This is a genomic window from Achromobacter sp. NPDC008082, assembly GCF_042957345.1.
GTDB classification, from domain to species: Bacteria; Pseudomonadota; Gammaproteobacteria; order Burkholderiales; family Burkholderiaceae_B; genus Achromobacter; species Achromobacter kerstersii_A.
Map to the genome: position 1 here is coordinate 976,395 of NZ_JBIBIB010000002.1, position 18,822 is coordinate 995,216.

An 18,822-nucleotide genomic window follows, 5' to 3' on the forward strand; every position below is an offset into this window, starting at 1 on the left:
GGCAAGAAAAAACCCCTTGAGCCATCAAGGGGTTTTTTTTATGCGAAGCAGAATCGTGCTTTACAGCACATCCCCCGCATAGTCGGCCAGACGCGAACGTTCGCCGCGCTGCAAGGTGACGTGGCCCGAATGCGGCCAGCCCTTGAAGCGGTCGACGACGAACGTCAGGCCCGAACTGCCTTCGGTCAGATACGGCGTATCGATCTGGGCGACGTTGCCCAGGCAGATCACCTTGGTGCCGGGGCCCGCGCGGGTCACCAGCGTCTTCATCTGCTTGGGCGTCAGGTTCTGCGCTTCGTCGATGATCAGGTACTTGTTCAGGAAGGTGCGGCCACGCATGAAGTTCAAGGACTTGACCTTGATGCGCGAACGGATCAGGTCCATGGTGGCGGCGCGGCCCCAGTCCCCGTTGCCTTCGCCTTCGCCCATGTTGAGCACATCCAGGTTGTCTTCCAGCGCGCCCATCCAGGGCAGCATCTTTTCTTCTTCCGTGCCGGGCAGGAAACCGATGTCTTCACCGACAGGCACCGTGACGCGAGTCATGATGATCTCGGTATAGCGCTTGGTTTCCAGCACCTGCGTGATGCCCGCCGCCAGCGCCAGCAGCGTCTTGCCGGTGCCGGCCTGACCCAGCAGTGAGACGAAGTCGCACTCCGGGTTCATCAGCAGGTTCATGGCGAAGTTCTGCTCGCGGTTGCGCGCCGTAATGCCCCAGACGTTGTTCTTGCCGTGGGTGTAGTCGCGCAGGGTGGCCAGCACCGCCATCTTGCCGCTGACTTCGCGCACTTGCGCGTACAGCGGCATCTGGCCTTCGAAGTAGACGAACTGGTTGACGACAAACTGCGAGCACAGCGGGCCGTGGATGCGGTAGAAGGTGGTGCCGCCCTGCTGCCAGGATTCCACATCCTTGCCGTGCTTGTTCCAGAAGTCTTCGGGCAGTTGCATCACGCCCGAATACATCAGGTCGGAATCTTCCAGGACGTGGTCGTTGAAGTAGTCTTCCGCGGCCATGCCCAGCGCGCGCGCCTTCAAGCGCATGTTGATGTCTTTCGACACCAGCACCACTTCGCGCTGCGGGTACTTTTCCTGCAAGGCGCGCACCACGCCCAGAATCTGGTTGTCGGCCTTGCCCATGGGCAGGTCGGACGGCAGGGTGCTGTGAATGGCGGTTGTCTGGAACAGCAGACGGCCGGTGGCGTCCTTGTTGCCCAGCTTGGCAAGTTCCAGCCCTTCATCCAGCTGCGTGGCGTCTTGCACCAGCGCATCCAGCGAACGGCTGACCTGACGCGCGTTGCGCGCCACTTCCGACATGCCTTTCTTCTGGTGGTCCAGCTCTTCCAGCGTCATCATCGGCAGGAAGATGTCGTGCTCTTCAAACCGGAACAGCGAGCTGGGATCGTGCAGCAGCACGTTCGTGTCCAGAACGAACAGCTTGCGCGGTTCGTTCTGCGCACGAGGCTTGGCGCGCTTGGCGGGGGCGGGCTTGGCCGGGCGCGTTTCCGTGCGGGGGGCGGCAGCGGCGGGGGCAGGGGGCGGAACCTGGCGCGCGGGCGCGGGAATCTGCGCCTTGCGGGCCGGAGACGCCATGCCGTCGAGTTCGGGTTGGACGAGAAGCTCGTCCTCGTCGTCGTCAGCAAGAACGGCTTGGGTGTTGGACCGCGCAGCGGCGGTCTTGGTGGTGCGGGCCTGCGCCCGGGCGGTTTCGCCCGAGGGGAAGGTCAGGATGGCTGCGGGACGGGTGGGCAACTTCGGAAGCGGCATATGCGTCACTCTCCAGGGTGGGCCGGCTTAGCGCCTGACGGGTATTCCTGTACAGCTAACCGATGCTTTTTGCGGCCTGCAGGACTTCCTTGGCGTGGCCCGGGACCTTCACCCCGCGCCACTCCTGCACCAGCACGCCATAGGCGTCGATCAAAAAGGTGCTGCGTTCAATACCGCGCACCTGCTTGCCGTACATATTCTTCTGCTTGATGACGCCGAACAGATTGCACACGGTTTCGTCGGCGTCGGAGATGAGCGGGAAAGGAAGTTCGTACTTGGCCTTGAAGTTCTCGTGCGACTTCAGCGAGTCGCGCGAGATGCCAATCACCACGGCGCTGGCCGCCAGGAATTCGGCGTTCAGGTCGCGGAAGTCCTGGCTTTCGGTGGTGCAGCCAGGCGTGTTGTCCTTGGGGTAGAAATACAGGATCACGGCGCGGCCCTGGCATTGTTCCAGGCTGATCGGACCAATGGTGCTTTCAGCGGTGAACAGCGGGGCGGGCTTGCCGATACTGGGCGTCATTTCTGGGGTTCTCCGTTCGGGGGGATGAGGGCCACGACTACGCGCCGGCCCTCCGCCATCAGGATGTTGTAGGTGCGAGAGGCGGCGTGCGTGTCCATGATCTCGACGCCGATACCCATGGTCAACAGGGGACGCAGCACTTCAGGACGCAGGAACTGTTGCCGGGCGCCCGTGCCTACCAGCAGCACTTCGGGCGCATTGGCCGGGCGGCTGGGGCTGGCTTCTGGTTCGTCCAGAAAGGCCATGGGGTCGCGGACGGGCTCGACTAAGCCGGCCGCCTGATGCAACAGGGAAGAGGTGATGTCGGCCGGCGACTCAACGGGCCATTCGGACACTTCGCCTTCGGGGCCAAAAGCGACCGAGGAGGAAAAACGTACCTGGTTGACCTCGATATAACCCTCACCGTACGCGGTGACAGTGTTCAGAGCGGCCGTCGCAGGATCGGTATGCAGCTTCAATAAAAACTCCGGCTTTATGGGCTTGATAATAGCGCATCAAGATGACCTGATGTTGCGCGGTATCCACTCGGGAAATGGGGGTTTTTCCGCCCCATTTGCCGCCTAGGCGTCGTTGCGCTAGATTACAGGGTTTTGTTGCGCTGCAAACGTATGCGGGCGCGGCGTTCAGCCCCTGCGTTTTACCCCTGAAGGATTCCCCATGAGGAAGTTCTCTCGCATCGAGCGATTGCCTCCGTACGTTTTCAACATTACCGGCGAGCTCAAGATGGCGGCGCGTCGGCGGGGCGAGGACATCATCGACATGTCCATGGGTAATCCGGATGGCGCAACGCCCCAGCACATTGTCGACAAGATGGTGGAAGCGACCTCGCGTCCGACCACCCACGGCTACTCGGTGTCCAAGGGCATCCCGCGTTTGCGCAAGGCGATCTGCGACTGGTATCAGCGCCGCTACGCGGTAGAGTTCGACCCCGATTCCGAAGCCATTGTCACCATCGGCTCCAAAGAAGGCCTGGCCCACTTGATGCTGGCCACGCTGGACCGCGGCGACACCGTGCTGGTGCCGAACCCGAGCTACCCCATTCACATCTACGGCGCCGTCATCGCCGGCGCCAACATCCGTTCGGTGCGCATGACTCCGGGCGTGGATTTCTTCGAGGAACTGGAACGCGCCGTGCGCGAATCCTTCCCGAAGCCCAAGATGATGGTGCTGGGCTTTCCCAGCAACCCCACCGCGCAGTGCGTGGACCTGTCATTCTTCGAACGCGTGGTGGCGCTGGCCAAGGAACACGATATCCTTGTCGTGCATGACCTGGCCTACGCCGACATCACGTTCGATGGCTATGTGGCCCCGTCCATCATGCAGGTGCCCGGCGCGCGCGATGTCGCCGTCGAGTTCTTCACGATGAGCAAGAGCTACAACATGGCGGGTTGGCGCGTCGGCTATATGGTCGGCAACCGCGAGCTGGTCAACGCGCTTGCGCGCATCAAGAGTTATCACGACTACGGTACCTTCACGCCGATCCAGGTGGCGTCCATCGCTGCGCTGGATGGCCCGCAAGATTGCGTGAACGAGATCGTGGCCCAGTACCAAAGCCGCCGCGACGTGCTCGTGCGCGGTCTGCACGAAGCAGGTTGGAATGTGGAAATTCCCAAGGCGTCCATGTATATCTGGGCGCAAATCCCCGAGCCCTACCGGGCAATGGGCTCTTTGGAATTTGCCAAGCGTGTCCTGTCGGATGCGAAAGTAGCCGTGTCCCCCGGGATCGGCTTCGGCGAGTACGGCGACGACTACGTACGCTTCGCTCTTATCGAAAACGAGCAGCGCACCCGCCAAGCGGTGCGCGGCATCAAAGATATGTTCCGCAAGGACGGATTGCTGAAATGAATACCCCCCTACGCTCACCCGTCTCGCATGGCCCCGAGGGCAGCGCGATGAATCCCATGAAGGTGGGCCTGCTCGGACTCGGCGTGGTTGGCGGCGGCACGTGGACCGTGCTGTCGCGCAACGCGGAAGAAATTGCGCGCCGCGCCGGCCGCCGCATTGAAGTCACGCGCGCCGCGGTGCGCGATGTGGCCAAGGCGCGCGCCCGCGTGGGCGACTCGATCCTGGTCGACACCGATGTGCACGCGCTGGTTCGCGACCCCGAAATCGATATCGTCGTTGAGCTGATTGGCGGCGACACGCTGGCGCTGGAGCTGGTGATGGAAGCCATCGCCAACGGCAAGCATGTCGTCACCGCCAACAAGGCCCTGCTGGCCAAGCATGGCAACGAGATCTTCGCCGCCGCTTACGAGCGTGGCGTCATGGTCACGTTCGAGGCCGCAGTGGCTGGCGGCATCCCGATCATCAAGGCGATCCGTGAAGGCCTGACCGCCAACCGCATCCAGTGGGTGGCCGGCATCATCAACGGCACCACCAACTTCATCCTGTCCGAAATGCGTTCGCGCGGCCTGCCGTTTGCCGACGTGCTGGCCGAAGCCCAGCGCCTGGGCTACGCCGAAGCCGACCCGACGTTCGACGTCGAAGGCGTGGACGCCGCGCACAAGCTGACGCTGCTGGCCTCGCTGGCCTTTGGCGTGCCGGTGCAGTTCGACCGCGCTTACATCGAAGGCATCTCGAATCTGGCCGCCGAAGATATCGAACACGCCGAACGTCTGGGCTATCGCATCAAGCTGCTGGGCGTGACCAAACGCCGCCCCGACGGTATCGAGCTGCGCGTGCACCCTGCGCTGGTGCCGTCCGAGCGCCTGCTGGCCAACGTGGAAGGCGCGATGAACGCCGTGCTGGTCAAGGGCGACGCCGTTGGCCCCACGCTGTACTACGGCCAGGGCGCGGGCGAAGAGCCCACCGCATCGGCCGTGGTTGCCGACTTGGTTGACGTGACGCGCCTGCACACGGCCGACCCGGGCAACCGCGTGCCGCATCTGGCGTTCCAGCCGGACGCCATGTCTGACACGCCGATCTTGCCGATCGAACTGGTCAGCACGTCGTACTACCTGCGCCTGCGCGTGGACGATCAGCCCGGCGTGCTGGCGGATATCGCCCGCATCCTGGCTGACCGCTCCATCTCGATCGGGTCGATGATTCAGCAGCCTTCGCACATCGGCGGCGCCGACATCATCTTCCTCACGCACGAGGCCGTGGAAGGCAACGTCAACCAAGCCATCGAGCGCATCGAGTCCCTGCCGTTCGTGCGGTCCAAGGTCACGCGACTGCGCGTGGAGAACTTGACATGAAATACGTCTCTACCCGTGGCGGCATGGCCGCCCTGGAGTTTTCGGACATCCTGCTGGAAGGCCTGGCGCCCGATGGCGGCCTGGCCATGCCGGAGCAGTTGCCGCAGGTGTCCGAGCAGACGCTCGAATCCTGGCGCGGCCTGTCCTACGCGGATTTGGCGTTCGAAGTGTTGTCGCTGTTCGCCACCGACATTCCCGCTGACGACCTGCGCCGTTTGACGCGCGCCGCCTACACGCAAGAAATCTTCAACAGCGAAGACATCGTTCCGCTGCGTCCGCTGGACGGCGGCCTGTCGCTGCTGGGCTTGTCCGAAGGCCCGACGCTGGCCTTCAAGGACATGGCCATGCAGTTCCTGGGCCAGGTCTTTGAATATGTGCTGGCCAAGCGCGGCACCACGCTGAATATCGTGGGCGCGACTTCGGGCGACACGGGTTCCGCGGCGGAATACGCCTTGCGCGGCAAGCAGGGCGTGGCCGTGTTCATGCTGTCGCCGCACGGCCGCATGAGCGCCTTTCAGCGCGCGCAGATGTATTCGCTGCAAGACGAAAACATCCACAACATCGCCGTGCATGGCGTGTTCGATGAAGCGCAGGACATCGTCAAGGCCCTGGCTGGCGATCTGGAATTCAAGACGAAGTACCGCCTGGGCGCGGTGAACTCCATCAACTGGGCGCGCATTGCAGCCCAGGTGGTGTACTACTTCCACGGCTGGCTGCGCGCCACCGACAAGCCGGGCCAGCAGGTGTCGTTCGCCGTGCCTTCGGGCAACTTCGGCAACATCCTGTCGGGCCATATCGCGCGCAGCATGGGGCTGCCCGTGCGCCGCCTGGTGCTGGCCACGAACGAGAACAACGTGCTGGAAGAATTCTTCCGCACGGGTATCTACCGCCCTCGTCCGGCCGAGCAAACCTACGCCACATCCAGCCCGTCCATGGACATCTCGCGCGCGTCGAACTTCGAGCGTTTCGTGTTCGATCTGGTCGGCCGCGATGCCGCCCGTGTGAAGGCGTTGTGGACCGCGCTGGCCAAGGATGGCTCGTTCGATCTGTCCGCCATGCTGCCGGAATTCGAATCACGCTACGGCTTCGTGTCGGGCCAGAGCTCGCATGAAGACCGTCTGTCGACGATTCGTTCGGTCTACGAAGAAACCGGCGTGCTGGTCGATCCGCACACTGCCGACGGCGTGAAGGTGGCGCGCGAATTCGTTGAGCCGGGCGTGCCGATGCTGGTCCTGGAAACCGCCTTGCCGGCCAAATTCTCCGAGACCATCGAAGAAGCGCTGGGCCGTCCGGCCACGCCGCCGGGCAATCTGGCGAATCTGGAATCTTTGCCGCAGCGCGTGGAAGTCATGGAATGCAGCGTCGCCGCAGTGCGCCGTTTCATCGAGGCCAACGCCAAGGTGTAAACCTGCATCGCGCAAACCTGTAACCGCTTGCGGTTTGTGTAAGCGCAAAACCCCACCCAGGCTTGTCCTGCGTGGGGTTTTTTTACGATGTGGGACAGGGTGATTACGTTCTCATGCATTTTGACCACAACCCGACACGGATTAGGGGCCAGATTACCGATACAGTGATTCCACCTAATCACACTTGGAGAACACGCCCATGAACCTGAAGACCATGACGTTGGCCCTGGTGGTGACCGGAGTTGGGGTGCTGGCCGGATGCTCGTCGCCCTCGGTCATTCAGAATCGGGACGGAAGCTCGACCGTAACGCCCGACGCGCCGTCGTACGATAAAAAGTCTGGCATGTACGAATACGACAAGGACGGCAAGAAAGTTCAAGTCAACAAGGACGACGTGAAGTCCATCGAAGAAGTGAAGTAATCGCCACTGCGGAAGTAATCGCCACTGCGCCACTCGCGCAATGAAAAAAGCCCCTTGAGAAATCAAGGGGCTTTTCAATGGGGCGACGATTATTTCGCCGCCGCTTCCGAGTGGTAGCGGCCAACGCGTTCGACTTCGTTCTTCGAACCCAGGATCACGCTCACGCGCTGGTGCAGCGTGTCGGGCTGGATTTCCATGATGCGCTGCGTGCCGGTGATCGACGCGCCGCCTGCCTGTTCGATCAGGAAGCTCATGGGGTTGGCTTCGTACATCAGGCGCAGCTTGCCGGCCTTGCCGGGTTCGCGGGCGTCCCAGGGGTACATGAAGATGCCGCCGCGGGTCAGGATGCGATGCACGTCCGCCACCATCGAGGCGATCCAGCGCATGTTGAAATCCTTGCCCAAGGGGCCGGTCGACCCTGCCAGGCAATCGTCGATGTAGCGCTTTACGGGCGGGGCCCAGTGGCGCATGTTCGACATGTTGATGGCGAATTCCTTGGTGTCTGCCGGCACCTGGATGTTCTCGTGCGTCAGCACCCACGAACCCATTTCGCGATCCAGCGTGAAACCCACCACGCCGTTGCCGATGGTCAGCACCAGCATGGTCTGCGGGCCGTAGACGGCATAGCCGGCCACGACCTGCTTGTCGCCCGGTTGCAGGAAGTCCTGCTCGCAGACGGGGGCGCCCGACACGTTATGGGGGGCGTGCAGCACCGAGAAAATGGTGCCGATGGACACGTTCACGTCGATGTTCGACGAGCCGTCCAGGGGATCAAACAGCAGCAGGTATTCGCCCTTGGGGTAGCGGTTCGGGATGAGATGGATGGTTTCCATTTCTTCCGACGCCATGGCCGCCAGGTGGCCGCCCCATTCGTTGGCTTCGAGCAGGATTTCGTTGGACAGCACGTCCAGCTTCTTCTGCACTTCGCCCTGGACGTTTTCGCTTTCCAGGCTGCCCAGAACGCCGCCCAAGGCGCCCTTGCTGACAGCGTGACTGATGGCCTTGCAGGCGCGGGCAACCACTTCGATAAGCAGTCGCACTTCCGGCGCAAGGGCTTGGGCGGAGCGTTGTTGCTCCACCAGGTATTGAGTCAGAGTTTTACGTTTCAAAAAGGTCTCCCTATGCTGCGAATTCTAATGCCTTGGATACGATTTCCTGCACGTTGCGCGACAGGCCCTCATGCGCGCGCACCTGTTGCAGGGCGGCCTGCATGGGCGTGCGCAGCGCCGGTACAAAGCGCGACCAGTTGTCCAGCGCGCGGGCAAGGCGCGCTGCGATTTCCGGATTCAGTGCGTCCAGCGCCAGCACCTGCTCGGCCCAGAACGTGTAGCCGGAACCATCCGGATGGTGCATGCCGCGCGCGTTGTTCAGGCAGAACTGGAAAATCAGCGCGCGGGCGCGGTTCGGATTGCGCAGCGTGAAGGCGGGGTGCGTCATCAGCTCGCGCGCCGTTTGCACGGTGGTTGAACGGGCGGCGGCCTGCAAGGCGAACCACTTGTCGACCACCAGCGGATTGTCGCGCCACTTGTCGTAGAACGCGGCCAGCGCTTCCTGCGGGAAGTCGCCCTGGCCGTAATTGATCAGGGCCGACAGCGCCGCCATGCTGTCCGTCATGTTGCCCGCACGTTCGTACTGCTGTTCAGCCAGGCGCTGGGCATCGTGCTCGCCAGCGGCCATCAGGTGGCCGAGCGCCAGGTTCTTCAGCGCACGCATGCCGGCCGGCACGGGGGCGGGGCTGTATTCCCCCGGCGTCTGGTTCTGCTCGAATGCCTGGCGGAATTCGGCGGCCAGTTGGCGGCCAAGTTCGGCGCGCAGGAAGTCGCGGGCAACGGCCAGCGCGGGCGGGTCCACGGCTTGCATGCGTTCGGCCAGCGTCTTCTCGGACGGAAGCGCCAGCGCGCGGGCGCGGTAGGCGGCGTCGATCACCGGGTCGGTCAGCAGGGCGCGCCAGGCTTCGATGAAGGCGGCGTCGGCGTGCAACGTGCGGCCGGCTTGGCGGGCTTCGGCCAGCGCCAGGATCTGGCGCGTGGCCAATTCCTGGCCGGCTTCCCAGCGGGCGAACGGGTTCGTGTCATGGGCGGACAGCAGCGCAAGCTCTTCGTCGGTCCAGTCGTAGTCGACGATGACCGGGGCCGAGAAGTCGCGCAGCAGCGACGGCACAGGGCGTTCGGCAATGTCTTCGAACACCCATTGCTGGCTCTGCGTGGTGAGCTCGAGCAGCGCGGTTTCGTTCGCCGCGCCGTCATGGCGCAGCAGCAGGGCGCGGCCGTCTTTGTCCAGCAGGCCGATGGCAAACGGGATGTGGTACGGCGCCTTGACGTAGTCGGCGCCAGCCTTTCTTTCGACGCCTACCGGCTGGCAGTCCTGCGTCAGCGTGACTGTGCAGCGGCGGGCGGCGGCGTCATGGTCCAGGCGGACGGTGACGCGCGGCGTGCCGGCCTGGCGATACCAGCGGCGAAACACCGAGAGATCGCGGCCGGGGTGCTGGCGCACATACACCGATTCCATGGCGTCGACGAAGTCGTCGCAGGTGACGGCCTGGCCGTCGTGGCGGCGGAAATACTCGTCCATGCCGGCGCGGAACCCGGCTTCGCCCAGCAGCGTGTGCTGCATGCGAATGACTTCGGCGCCTTTCTCGTACACGGTGGCCGTGTAGAAGTTGCCGATTTCCTGGTAGCTCTCGGGCCGGATGGGGTGAGCCATGGGGCCGGCGTCTTCGGGGAACTGAGCGGCGCGCAGGGCGACGACGTCGTCAATGCGCTTGACGGCGCGGGCGCTGGCGGCAGCCGCCTCGTCCATGCCGTGCGCCATCATGTCAGCGCTGAATTCCTGGTCGCGGAAAACGGTCAGGCCTTCTTTCAGGCTCAGTTGGAACCAGTCGCGGCAGGTGACGCGGTTGCCCGTCCAGTTGTGGAAGTATTCGTGTCCGATAACGGATTCGATGCCTTCGTAGTTGGCGTCGGTGGCGCTGTCGGCGTCGGCCAGCACGTAGGCGGCGTTGAAGATGTTCAGGCCCTTGTTCTCCATCGCGCCCATATTGAAGTCGTGCACGGCGACGATCATGAAACGGTCCAGATCCAGCTCCAGGCCGAAACGGGTTTCGTCCCAGCGCAGCGCGCGCACCAGCGAATCCAACGCCCATTCGGTTTTGGTTTCGGAGCCCGGGTCGCTATATACCTGTAGCAGCACGTCGCGGCCGCTGGCCGTCTTGACCGTGGTTTCGCGATGCGTGAGGTTGCCGGCAACCAGCGCGAACAAATAGCAGGGCTTGGGGAACGGGTCTTCCCATTCGACCTCGTTACGGCCGTCGGGCAGCTGGCGCGACGCCATCAGGTTGCCGTTGGACAGCAGCACCGGGTATTGCGGCTGCGCCCGCAGCGTCACGCGGTAGCGCGACATTACGTCGGGGCGGTCGGCAAACCAGGTGATGCGGCGAAAGCCTTCGGCTTCGCATTGCGTGAAGAAATTGCCACCCGATACGTACAAACCCATCAACGTGGAGTTGGCCGATGGCTTGCAACGGCTGACGATTTCCACGGTGGCGTCTTGGGGCAGGCCGTAAATGGCCAGGTTGTGATCCGACAGGTGATAGCCGTCGGCGGCCAGCGCCTTGCCGTTGACGCCTACCGAGACGAGTTCCAGATCTTCTCCATCCAGGATCAGAGCGGCGTCGGCGCTGGCGCCGGACTTGCGCTGCACGTGCATCGTGCAGCGCACTTCGGTGGCGTCGGGCGCCAAGTCGAAGGCCAGAGCGACTTCGGGAATGTCGTAGGGGTAGGGCTGGTAGTCCTTGCGATAAACGGTAATGGGCGTGTCGGTGCGCATGGAGTTGCAGTCCTGGTTGAACGAGGAGTCTATTGTAGTAGGTGGTCGCGGGCGCAAGGCTGGGGCGTGCGGACTAGGGCAAACTTTTTGCCGTCGCCCCAGTCAAAGCTCAGTATGATGGCGCCGTCGCGCGCTACAGGAGTCGCAATATGTCCAGAATGTCCATGTTCAGAGTTGGCCGTTGGGCCGGATTATTGGCCGTGGCGGGGGCGCTGACATTGACGGGCTGCGCAGCCCCTACGGTGTCGGCTCGGGTCACTTCATTCCAGCAATGGCCAACCGGCGTTGAAGGCCAGACCTATCAGTTCGTCGCGTCCGATCCGAATCAGGTCAATAATCTGGAATACCAGTCTTATCAGGATATGGTGCGCGCCGGCATCGGCGCGACCGGGCTGGTCGAAGCGCCACCCGGAGCCAAAGGCCGTTTTGATGTGTCGTTCACTTACGGCACCAGCCAAACCCAAATCATGGTGCGCCGCCCGTATGACCCGTACTTCTATGGCGGTTATGGCTACGGCGGCCCGTACGGCCCGCGCCCGTGGGGTCCGGGCTACGGTTATTGGGGCCCGGATTGGGTCGACGTTCCCATGGCGGTCCAGCGCAATACGCTGAACTTGAAGATCCGCGATACCCAGCGGGGCGGCGCCGAGGTATATCGTTCCACGGCCTTCATACTCAGCCAGGGTGATGATTTCATGCACACAATGCCCTATCTGGTGCGTGCAATATTTGACAATTTCCCCGGAAATAACGGGGCGGAACGCGAGATTGAATTCCCGCTTCGCTAAGTCTGACTGCCTTCTGAAGACGTTCCATAAATAAAATCGGCGCACCAATTTGGTGCGCCGATTTATTTCTTACTGCGGAATAGCTTTTATTCTTTGATGAGAAAACTGTCGCGTGTGGCGCCAGTTGCTTCCTCAGCGGCGAGCCAGCGCGGGGCTTTACCGCGGCCGCTCCAGGTCTCGCCCGTTTGCGGGTGGCGATACTTCGGAGCAACGGCGCGCTTGGCAGCGTTGGCGGGGCGGGGAGCCGCGCCAGCCTTGCGTCGGCCGCCAGTGGCAGCGCGGGCCGGCTTGCCGGCGCCATAGGCGGCGATGATTTCTTCAGGCGTGATGTCGTATTCACGCATGGAGGTGATGATGGAAGAGATCACGGGCTTGCGACGCTTCGTTTGAAGGACTTCCGCCTTCTTTTGAAGCTTGTTGATTTCTTTCTCGATCTTTGCTTGCAGTGCTGCGTATGTTTCTCGGGCCATGGTTTATTCCTGATTATGGAACTGCTTTAATCGCCGGCGAAGTTATGTTTATTTGTTGTGCTTCGCATAATACAGAAGTTACGCCTTGACTTCTCTATTTTCGGACTAATTACTTTGTATCAAAAGAGTCGCATAGCCTTTAGGCTTGCGGATGTCCCCCTGGAACAAGTATTGGGAAAGATATTCCCAAATTTGGGACGGGTTGAAACAAATCTACGTTTGGCTCACAGGGCGTACGAATGCGCCGTACAGGCCCCAATCAAGAGCGGTTTTGTTTCATTTGACGCGCGGATCGAGGCGCGGAAGGCGTCAAGCGCAGAAGGTGGAGACGGTTGCTCCGTTTTAAAGTCTACGAGGTATACCTGTTTTCAGAAGCGAGGTCAGACGACCGAACTGGCCCTACTTGTGTTGATGAACCTTGTCGCTATGCATTTTGGCATTCCTGGTTTATGAGAATGGTATGGGCCACAGAAGTGCCGTCAGGAGCAGGGTGGACTGCATTTTCTTACCACTTGTATGACGACCTGGAACGACGCGGCGCCCCTTGTCTGCCAAGATCGTGGATGCCATGTTGTAAGCAACGTGTAAGCGATTCACGTGCAAAAAACTGTTATGTGATCGAACAATCTTTAGTTGTAATTACTTAACTTGATACTCAGTATTGCGGCCCCATCTGATTCATCTGTGAATAATCGACGGCATTTTCCGCCGCCGCCAGTCCGCACGCGATCCGGGGCGGCGCGGCCGGCAAGCCCCTTTGGGGTGTGTCTCTTTTGTCGCTTGCGCAGGACGCCGGACCCCGGTCGGCGGTACGATACGATCTTGAGCGTCCACGCATGTGCGCACCCGTGCCGCGCCGATGCCCCCTGAATAGAGCCTATGAAAATCATTGATCCCGCCATTGCATCCCTTGCCACCGCCAAATCGCTGCTGCTCGACCCCTGGGGTCTGACTGAAGCCGACATGGCGCGCGCACTGGGTGAAATCTTCACCCATAAGGTCGACTACGCCGACCTGTACTTCCAGTACACGCGCAGCGAGGGGTGGAGCCTGGAAGAGGGCATCGTCAAAACGGGCAGCTTCTCCATCAGCCAGGGCGTGGGCGTGCGCGCGGTAAGCGGCGAGAAAACCGCCTTCGCCTATTCCGATTCGCTGTCGGCGGACGCGTTGCTGTCGTCCGCGCATGCCGTGCGCGGCATTGCGCGCCGTGGCGCCGGCAAGGTCAAGGTGGCGGCGCAGGTCGAAGCCGAAATGGGCCGCAGCCTGTATGCCGACATTGATCCCGTCGCGACGCTGAGCGCACCGGAAAAGGTCGCGCTGCTGGAACGTATTGAACGCATGGCGCGCGCTCGCGACCCGCACGTCATTCAAGTCATGGCAGGCCTGGGCGCTGAATACGATGTGGTGCTGGTGGCCGGCAGCGATGGCCGCCTGGCCGCTGACGTGCGCCCGCTGGTGCGCCTGTCGCTGACCGTGATCGCCGAGCGCAACGGCCGCCGCGAAATGGGTCACGCAGGCGGCGGTGGCCGCCTTGGCCTGGCCTACTTCACCGACGAAATGCTGCAAGGGTATGTGGAACGCGCCGTGCACGAAGCCATGGTGAACCTGGAAGCGCGCCCCGCGCCCGCCGGTGAAATGACGGTGGTGCTGGGTTCGGGCTGGCCCGGCATCCTGCTGCACGAGGCCGTGGGCCACGGCCTGGAAGGCGACTTCAACCGCAAGGGTTCCAGCGTGTTCTCGGGCCGGATCGGTGAGCGCGTGGCGTCCAAGGGCGTGACGGTGGTGGATGACGGCACGCTGCCTGACCGCCGCGGCTCGCTGAATATCGATGATGAAGGCAACGCCACGCAACGCAATGTGCTGATCGAAGACGGCATCCTGCGCGGCTACATGCAAGACACGCTGAACGCGCGTCTGATGAAAACCGCCGCTACCGGCAACGGCCGCCGCGAATCGTTCGCGCATCTGCCGATGCCGCGCATGACCAACACCTACATGCTGGCCGGCGACAAGCCTGCTGAAGAAATCGTGTCGTCCGTCAAGCGCGGCCTGTACGCGGTGAATTTCGGCGGCGGCCAGGTCGACATCACCAGCGGCAAGTTCGTGTTCTCGGCCTCCGAGGCCTACATGATCGAAGACGGCAAGGTGACGTACCCCGTCAAGGGCGCCACCCTGATCGGCAACGGCCCTGACGCCATGACCCGCGTCACCATGATCGGCAATGACTTGCAGCTGGATTCGGGTGTGGGCACGTGCGGCAAGGACGGCCAGAGCGTGCCGGTGGGCGTGGGCATGCCGACCGTGCGCATGGAAGGCCTGACCGTGGGCGGCACCGCCTGAGCGTGAATTTCGGCCGTCGCATCCTTAAAAAACGATGTGACGGCCAAAAAGTTTTGTGCTAGAGTCAATCCCCATGAAATTCGCGTCCCCCGCCTTTTACTTTTATTTTTATAAGTTTCTGAAGCCGCTGGCGGAGGAAGGGACGCGCTCAATCTGAAGTTTGGAAAGAATCCCCCCCAAAAAAGCCGCCAGCGAACTGGCGGCTTTTTTTGTGCCGCCGGGATCGGGAGACCGATCGGGATGGACCCCGTTGGCGGGCAACCCAGGAGCAGTACCGTGTCACACAATACCGACGACCTTCGCATTCGAGAAATCAAGGAACTGAATCCGCCCGCGCACGTGATGCGCGAGTTCGCATGCACGAAAGAGGCGTCCGATACCGTTTTCGCCGCCCGCCAAGGCATGCACCGCATCTTGCACGGCATGGACGACCGCATGATCGTCGTGATCGGGCCGTGCTCGATCCACGACACGCGGGCTGCCATCGAATATGCGAAGCGTCTGAAGCCGGTACGTGACCGTCTGAGTGCTGACCTGGAAATCGTGATGCGCGTGTATTTCGAGAAGCCGCGCACCACCGTCGGCTGGAAGGGGCTGATCAACGATCCCGACCTGGACGGCAGCTTCGACATCAACAAGGGCGTGCGCGTGGCCCGTGAACTGCTGCTGGACATCAACAGCCTGGGGCTGCCGGCAGGTTGCGAGTTCTTGGACATGATTACGCCGCAGTACATCGCGGATCTGGTCTCCTGGGGGGCGATCGGGGCTCGGACGACGGAAAGCCAGGTGCATCGCGAGCTGGCTTCCGGCCTGTCGTGTCCGGTGGGGTTCAAGAACGGTACGGATGGCAATGTGAAGATTGCGGTCGACGCGATCAAGGCGGCGTCGCAGCCGCACCATTTCCTGTCGGTGACCAAGGGCGGGCATTCGGCGATTGTGTCGACGGCCGGCAACGAAGACTGTCACGTCATCCTGCGCGGCGGCAAGACGCCGAACTACGACGCGGCCAGCGTTGACGCGGCCTGCCAGGACGTGTCCAAGGCCGGTCTGGCGCAACGCATCATGGTGGACGCCAGCCACGCCAACAGCAGCAAAGACCCCGAAAACCAGCCGCGCGTGATCGAAGACGTAGCGCGCCAAATGGAAGCGGGCGACGCGCGCCTGGTGGGCGTCATGGTGGAAAGCCATCTGCTGGGCGGCCGCCAGGACATGGTGCCCGGCAAGCCCTTGGTGTATGGCCAAAGTATCACTGACGGCTGCATTGATTGGGATGCGTCGGTGGCGGTGCTGGAGCGTCTGGCGCACGCAGTGCGTGAGCGCCGCCGCGTCGCGCTGACCTCTGGCAAATAAGGCAAGACACACCGCAAGCCGCCTGCCTGGGGCGGTTTGCGGTGCAGCATGCGTTGCGGCGTAGAATATTCCGGTTAACGAACCCGAGAACACGCTGATCATGAACGCTCCTTTGCACGCTGAAACGTTGCGCCGCGCGGTGCCGGCCGCCTGTCTGGATGCCCTGCGCGCGCGCTTTGGCGACCGCCTGTCTGAGTCCTCTGCCGTGCGTGAACACCACGGCCGTGATGAATCGCCGTATCCGGCCATGCTGCCGGACGCCGTAGTCTTCGCGCACACCACCGAAGAAGTCGCCGAGGTCGCCAAGCTGTGCAATGAGCATCGCGTTCCGTTGATTCCGTACGGCGCGGGCTCGTCGCTGGAAGGCCACATCCTGGCGATCCAGGGCGGCATCAGCCTGGACTTGTCGCAGATGAACAAGGTCTTGGCGATCAACGCCGAAGACCTGACCGCCACGGTGCAGGCCGGCGTGTTGCGCAAGCAGCTCAACGAAGAAATTCGCAGCACCGGTTTGTTCTTCCCGATTGATCCGGGCGCCGACGCCAGCCTGGGCGGCATGGCCGCCACGCGCGCATCGGGCACGAACGCCGTGCGCTACGGCACCATGCGCGAAAACGTGATGTCGCTGACGGTGGTGACCGCCGATGGCCGCATCGTCCGCACGGCCGGGCGCGCACGTAAATCGTCGGCGGGCTACGACCTGACGCGTATCTTCATCGGCAGCGAAGGCACGCTGGGCATCATTACCGAAGTGACCGTGCGCCTGTACCCGCAGCCCGAAGCCGTGTCGGCCGCCGTCTGCAACTTCCCCACGCTGGATGACGCCGTGCAAAGCGTCATCGAAATCATCCAGATGGGCGTGCCGGTTGCGCGCGTCGAATTCATGGACGCGGCCAGCGTGCGGTCGGTGAACCAGTACAGCAAGCTGACCCTGCGCGAAACCCCGCTGCTGGTGTTTGAATTCCATGGCAGCCCGGCCGGTGTGCAAGAGCAGGCCGAAACCGTGCAAGCCATTACCGCCGAACATGGCGGCATGGACTTCGAATGGGCTGAACGCCCCGAAGACCGCAGCCGCCTGTGGACCGCGCGTCACAACGCCTACTTTGCGGGCTTGCAACTGCGCCCCGGCTGCCGCGCCAGCACCACCGACGTCTGCGTGCCGATCTCGCGCCTGGCGGATTGCGTGCGCGACACGGTTGAAGAACTGGACCGCGCCAGCTTCCCGTACACCATCGTCGGCCACGTGGGCGACGGCAACTTCCACGTGCTGATGCTGCTGGACGCCGACAACCCCCAGGAATGGGAAGAGTCGGAAACCATCAACCACAATCTGGTGCGCCGCGCGATTGCCGCCGACGGCACCTGCACGGGCGAACACGGCGTGGGCCTGCACAAGATGCAATTTATGGCGGAAGAGCATGGCGAAGATGCGCTGGATTTGATGCGCAGCCTGAAGCACGCGTTTGATCCGAACAACATCCTGAACCCGGGCAAGATCGTGTCCTGGTAGTGGGTCAAGGGAAAGCGGCGCGCCTTTCCCCGCGAATTCCGAAAAGCCGACGGCCTTGCCCGTCGGTTTTTTTTGCCTGATCGCCCCCCGCGCATTGCATCCACCGCCGCTAGTTTTCCAGTGACACGGCAAGCCAAATCCTTTATTCTGAATTTTCGTAGACAATTGTCCACAATATGGACAAACAGAAATGCCGTCTGCGCATCCCACAAAGCGGACTGGGTTTCAACAGAAAACCCGGCCATGACAAAGGAGACAAGGATGTTGATGAGACAAGGCTTGATGGTGGCCAGCCTGCTTGCGGCGGGCTTGACGGCTTCGTTGCCGGCGCATGCGCAGGCGGCGGATGCTTATCCGAATCAGCCCGTCACGCTGGTGGTGCCGTTCCAGCCGGGCGGCGGCACGGATGCCGTGGCCCGCACCTTCGCCAAAGTGTCGGCGCAGTATTTCCCGAAGGGCATGGTGGTGCTGAACAAGTCCGGCGCGGGCGGGGCGGTGGGCTGGAAGTATGTGCTGAACAGCAAGAACGACGGCCACACGCTGACGGTTGTGACCGCGGAATTCGTGATCCTGCCGCTGCTGGGCCTGTTCGATCACACGTACAAGGATTACACGCCGCTGGTGCAGTTGAACGCCGACCCGGCAGCCATCGTCGTGCCGGCCAATTCGCCGTACCAGACGCTGGAACAATTCATGGCGGCCGCGAAGAAGGCGCCCGCTACCTTGAATGTGGGCACGTCCGGCACGGGTTCCATCTACGACGTGGCGCTCAGCGCGTTCGAAGTGAAGTCGGACACGCGCTTCACGCACATTCCGTTTCCCGGTTCGGGGCCTGCGCTGCTGAACCTGTTGGGCGGCCAGCTGGATGCGGTGGCGACGAGCCCCGCCGAGGCCTCGGAATATGTGCGGTCCGGCAAGCTGCGGCTGCTGGTTTTGATGAGCGACAAGCGCGTGCCCGAATTTCCCGACGTGCCCACCGCGAAAGAGAAGGGCCTGGATGTGGCCTATGGCACCTGGCGCGGCATAGCCGGCCCCAAGGGCATGCCCCCCGCAACGGTGACCAAGCTGAAGGAAGTTTTTGAAAAGGTGGCGCAGGACCCGCAACTGATCTCGGCGATCAAGGCGCAGAACCTGGGCTATGTGTACGCCGATAGCGACACCTTCGAAAAGAAGATGGCGGCCGAGACCGCTGATTACGCTCAGGTCCTGAAAACCTTGAGCATCAAGTGAGCCG

The 18,822-nt window shown here is 62.4% G+C and carries 15 protein-coding genes; 9 read left to right on the forward strand and 6 right to left on the reverse strand.

Going from position 1 to position 18,822, the window contains the following annotated elements; all coding sequences use genetic code 11:
• Positions 1 to 60: 60 nt before the first annotated feature.
• From ACFZAI_RS11490 to ACFZAI_RS11500, 3 genes are read right to left on the reverse strand one after another with little or no spacing between them, the layout of a single operon-like run.
• On the reverse strand, positions 61 to 1,761 hold the full coding sequence (locus tag ACFZAI_RS11490; RefSeq protein WP_391566982.1) for a PhoH family protein: 1,701 nt from the start codon (positions 1,759 to 1,761) through the stop codon (positions 61 to 63).
• Between the two features lie 55 nt (positions 1,762 to 1,816).
• On the reverse strand, positions 1,817 to 2,281 hold the full coding sequence (locus ACFZAI_RS11495; RefSeq protein ID WP_391566983.1) for a peroxiredoxin: 465 nt from the start codon (positions 2,279 to 2,281) through the stop codon (positions 1,817 to 1,819).
• Entirely contained in the window at positions 2,278 to 2,739 is a 462-nt protein-coding gene (locus tag ACFZAI_RS11500) for an Mth938-like domain-containing protein (RefSeq protein WP_054423467.1), read from the reverse strand. The genes ACFZAI_RS11495 and ACFZAI_RS11500 overlap by 4 nt, the downstream gene beginning before the upstream one ends.
• A 199-nt stretch (positions 2,740 to 2,938) precedes the next feature.
• Here ACFZAI_RS11500 and alaC point away from each other — a divergent pair, with 199 nt between their 5' ends.
• The 4 genes from alaC to ACFZAI_RS11520 all read left to right on the forward strand — a co-directional run bounded on the left by alaC (position 2,939) and on the right by ACFZAI_RS11520 (position 7,305).
• Positions 2,939 to 4,126: an alanine transaminase gene (alaC, locus tag ACFZAI_RS11505; RefSeq protein WP_391566984.1), complete on the forward strand. Its 1,188-nt coding sequence runs from the start codon at positions 2,939 to 2,941 to the stop codon at positions 4,124 to 4,126.
• A 47-nt stretch (positions 4,127 to 4,173) separates the two neighbouring features.
• On the forward strand, positions 4,174 to 5,478 hold the full coding sequence (locus tag ACFZAI_RS11510) for a homoserine dehydrogenase (protein WP_054423463.1): 1,305 nt from the start codon (positions 4,174 to 4,176) through the stop codon (positions 5,476 to 5,478).
• Positions 5,475 to 6,884 carry a threonine synthase gene (thrC, locus tag ACFZAI_RS11515; protein WP_391566985.1) on the forward strand — a complete coding sequence of 470 codons (1,410 nt, stop codon included), beginning with the start codon at positions 5,475 to 5,477 and terminating at the stop codon, positions 6,882 to 6,884. The genes ACFZAI_RS11510 and thrC overlap by 4 nt, the downstream gene beginning before the upstream one ends.
• Before the next feature lie 199 nt (positions 6,885 to 7,083).
• Positions 7,084 to 7,305 carry a YgdI/YgdR family lipoprotein gene (locus tag ACFZAI_RS11520; protein ID WP_006224988.1) on the forward strand — a complete coding sequence of 74 codons (222 nt, stop codon included), beginning with the start codon at positions 7,084 to 7,086 and terminating at the stop codon, positions 7,303 to 7,305.
• Between the two features lie 89 nt (positions 7,306 to 7,394).
• Here ACFZAI_RS11520 and ACFZAI_RS11525 read toward each other — a convergent pair whose 3' ends face one another.
• Together ACFZAI_RS11525 and pepN are read right to left on the reverse strand one after the other, a co-directional pair.
• Complete coding sequence (locus tag ACFZAI_RS11525; protein ID WP_391566986.1) at positions 7,395 to 8,414, reverse strand: class 1 fructose-bisphosphatase; 1,020 nt, start codon at positions 8,412 to 8,414, stop codon at positions 7,395 to 7,397.
• Positions 8,415 to 8,424: 10 nt separating this feature from the next.
• A complete protein-coding gene (pepN, locus tag ACFZAI_RS11530) occupies positions 8,425 to 11,130 on the reverse strand; it encodes an aminopeptidase N (protein ID WP_391566987.1) in 2,706 nt (901 codons plus the stop codon).
• Positions 11,131 to 11,279: 149 nt separating this feature from the next.
• On the opposite strand from pepN, the gene ACFZAI_RS11535 reads away from it, so the two are divergent.
• Entirely contained in the window at positions 11,280 to 11,918 is a 639-nt protein-coding gene (locus tag ACFZAI_RS11535) for a DUF4136 domain-containing protein (RefSeq protein ID WP_391566988.1), read from the forward strand.
• Positions 11,919 to 12,004: 86 nt separating this feature from the next.
• On the opposite strand, the gene ACFZAI_RS11540 is transcribed toward ACFZAI_RS11535, so the two are convergent.
• On the reverse strand, positions 12,005 to 12,388 hold the full coding sequence (locus ACFZAI_RS11540) for an H-NS family nucleoid-associated regulatory protein (RefSeq protein WP_391566989.1): 384 nt from the start codon (positions 12,386 to 12,388) through the stop codon (positions 12,005 to 12,007).
• 879 nt (positions 12,389 to 13,267) lie between these two features.
• Here ACFZAI_RS11540 and tldD point away from each other — a divergent pair.
• The 4 genes from tldD to ACFZAI_RS11560 all read left to right on the forward strand — a co-directional run bounded on the left by tldD (position 13,268) and on the right by ACFZAI_RS11560 (position 18,818).
• Positions 13,268 to 14,728, forward strand: a complete 1,461-nt coding sequence (gene tldD / locus ACFZAI_RS11545) for a metalloprotease TldD (RefSeq protein ID WP_175177709.1) — start codon at positions 13,268 to 13,270, stop codon at positions 14,726 to 14,728.
• A gap of 240 nt (positions 14,729 to 14,968) precedes the next feature.
• Entirely contained in the window at positions 14,969 to 16,078 is a 1,110-nt protein-coding gene (gene aroG, locus ACFZAI_RS11550) for a 3-deoxy-7-phosphoheptulonate synthase AroG (RefSeq protein ID WP_391566990.1), read from the forward strand.
• 100 nt (positions 16,079 to 16,178) lie between these two features.
• A complete protein-coding gene (locus tag ACFZAI_RS11555; RefSeq protein ID WP_391566991.1) occupies positions 16,179 to 17,588 on the forward strand; it encodes an FAD-binding oxidoreductase in 1,410 nt (469 codons plus the stop codon).
• Positions 17,589 to 17,849: 261 nt separating this feature from the next.
• Entirely contained in the window at positions 17,850 to 18,818 is a 969-nt protein-coding gene (locus tag ACFZAI_RS11560; RefSeq protein WP_391566992.1) for a Bug family tripartite tricarboxylate transporter substrate binding protein, read from the forward strand.
• Positions 18,819 to 18,822 lie beyond the last annotated feature (4 nt).

What these genes read in the sequence shown, in the direction of transcription:
- ACFZAI_RS11490 (WP_391566982.1), bottom strand. Translation starts at nt 1,761, where the DNA reads ATGCCGCTTCCGAAGTTGCCCACCCGTCCCGCAGCCATCCTGACCTTC.
- ACFZAI_RS11495 (WP_391566983.1), bottom strand. Translation starts at nt 2,281, where the DNA reads ATGACGCCCAGTATCGGCAAGCCCGCCCCGCTGTTCACCGCTGAAAGC.
- alaC (WP_391566984.1), top strand. Translation starts at nt 2,939, where the DNA reads ATGAGGAAGTTCTCTCGCATCGAGCGATTGCCTCCGTACGTTTTCAAC.
- ACFZAI_RS11510 (WP_054423463.1), top strand. Translation starts at nt 4,174, where the DNA reads ATGAATCCCATGAAGGTGGGCCTGCTCGGACTCGGCGTGGTTGGCGGC.
- thrC (WP_391566985.1), top strand. Translation starts at nt 5,475, where the DNA reads ATGAAATACGTCTCTACCCGTGGCGGCATGGCCGCCCTGGAGTTTTCG.
- ACFZAI_RS11520 (WP_006224988.1), top strand. Translation starts at nt 7,084, where the DNA reads ATGAACCTGAAGACCATGACGTTGGCCCTGGTGGTGACCGGAGTTGGG.
- pepN (WP_391566987.1), bottom strand. Translation starts at nt 11,130, where the DNA reads ATGCGCACCGACACGCCCATTACCGTTTATCGCAAGGACTACCAGCCC.
- ACFZAI_RS11535 (WP_391566988.1), top strand. Translation starts at nt 11,280, where the DNA reads ATGTCCAGAATGTCCATGTTCAGAGTTGGCCGTTGGGCCGGATTATTG.
- ACFZAI_RS11540 (WP_391566989.1), bottom strand. Translation starts at nt 12,388, where the DNA reads ATGGCCCGAGAAACATACGCAGCACTGCAAGCAAAGATCGAGAAAGAA.
- tldD (WP_175177709.1), top strand. Translation starts at nt 13,268, where the DNA reads ATGAAAATCATTGATCCCGCCATTGCATCCCTTGCCACCGCCAAATCG.
- aroG (WP_391566990.1), top strand. Translation starts at nt 14,969, where the DNA reads ATGGACCCCGTTGGCGGGCAACCCAGGAGCAGTACCGTGTCACACAAT.
- ACFZAI_RS11555 (WP_391566991.1), top strand. Translation starts at nt 16,179, where the DNA reads ATGAACGCTCCTTTGCACGCTGAAACGTTGCGCCGCGCGGTGCCGGCC.
- ACFZAI_RS11560 (WP_391566992.1), top strand. Translation starts at nt 17,850, where the DNA reads ATGTTGATGAGACAAGGCTTGATGGTGGCCAGCCTGCTTGCGGCGGGC.